The sequence below is a fragment of the Porphyromonas sp. CAG:1061 genome (assembly GCF_000435035.1).
Classification (GTDB): Bacteria; Bacteroidota; Bacteroidia; order Bacteroidales; family Porphyromonadaceae; genus Porphyromonas_A; species Porphyromonas_A somerae.
Genome location: NZ_HF988838.1, coordinates 1 through 1,526 on the forward strand (window position 1 = coordinate 1; position 1,526 = coordinate 1,526).

At 50.8% G+C, this 1,526-nt stretch carries 2 protein-coding genes; both read left to right on the plus strand.

Going from position 1 to position 1,526, the window contains the following annotated elements:
• Positions 1–310 precede the first annotated feature (310 nt).
• Complete coding sequence (gene cdd / locus QVO39_RS00750) at positions 311–787, plus strand: cytidine deaminase (protein ID WP_018029278.1); 477 nt, start codon at positions 311–313, stop codon at positions 785–787.
• 14 nt (positions 788–801) lie between these two features.
• Positions 802–1,526: DNA polymerase III subunit gamma/tau (dnaX, locus tag QVO39_RS00755; protein WP_288171280.1), on the plus strand; the 725-nt coding region annotated here is incomplete at its 3' end.

Genomic DNA, 1,526 nt, shown 5'->3' on the forward strand with positions numbered 1-1,526 from the left:
GCAATATCATTCTAATGTGTAACCCCTGATTAGAAAGGACTTACCATGTGGCAATCATCGGAGATTTTTGTATGAACCTCGGCAGGGGTCTCATCTGAGTTGGTATAGGACCCTTAGAGTTGCATTGCATCGAAACTATGAGATAGTTGCATCAATGAAACCGTTGCATTGAGACGAATTGCAGCGTTTCTTATGGAATTGGAGATGAGGCAAGTTGCTGGGATTTTCGGGGAAAGTGTAAAAAGTGAGGGGAATAGCCCTTACTTCTGCCTAAAAAATGGTATCTTTAGCCATTAGAATATTTATAGATATGAAGCGAAGCGAAATAATTATACCGATAGAGGAGAAGTCCTTTAAAGAGTTACAGAGTGAAGAACTAGAGTTGGTGGAGGCGGCAAGGAGCATTGCCCGCGATGCCTATGCCCCTTACTCAAAGTTTAGAGTAGGTGCTGCCCTTCGCCTAAAGAGTGGCCGCATCGTCACCGGATCCAACCAAGAAAATGCCGCCTATCCTTCGGGACTGTGTGCCGAGCGGACGGCACTATTCTACGCTGGGGCTCAGTACCCCGATGATCCAGTGGTCGCCTTGGCAGTGACCGCGATGCGGGATGACAACCTCTATGTAGCCGTAGCAGCCCCCTGTGGAGGTTGCCGACAGGTGATATTGGAGACCGCCGACCGCTATAAGTCACCCTTCCCCGTCTACCTAGCCGGGCCCGACTCGGTACAGATAGTCGCAGATTGTAGGCAACTCCTACCGATCAATTTCGACGCTTCGTCGCTATAAGAGAAGGAGCTAAGATGGGAGACTTTGTAGTATCGGCACGTAAATATCGTCCGAGTACCTTCGAGAGTGTCGTAGGGCAGAAGGCCTTGACCACCACTTTGAAGAATGCTATTCTTCAGAATAAGCTATCTCACGCCTACCTATTCTGTGGGCCACGAGGGGTGGGCAAGACCTCTTGTGCCAGAATATTTGCGAAGACCATCAATTGCCAAAACCGTACCCCCGAGGGAGAGGCGTGCAACCAGTGCGAGAGCTGTATTGCCGCTAATGAGCAGCGCTCCTATAATATTATGGAGCTCGATGCCGCCTCCAATAACTCAGTCAATGATATCCGCCAGCTGATAGAGCAGGTCTATATTGCCCCCACTTCGGGCAAGTATCGGGTCTACATCATTGATGAGGTGCACATGCTCTCGAGTAGTGCTTTCAATGCCTTCCTTAAGACACTAGAGGAGCCCCCCGCACACGCCATATTTATTTTGGCAACGACCGAGAAGCACAAGGTGCTACCCACCATCATCTCTCGCTGCCAAGTACACGACTTTAGCCGAATAACTAGCCACGACATTGCAGAGCACCTAGCCCACATCGCTTCCCAAGAGGGGATCACCGTAGAGCCCGAGGCACTGCAGATGATCGGCATCGCTGCCGATGGCGGAATGCGTGATGCCCTCAGTATGTTCGATCAGATAGCCGGCTTTGGTGGCGGACAGGTGACCGTAGAGGGGGTGAGGAAAAA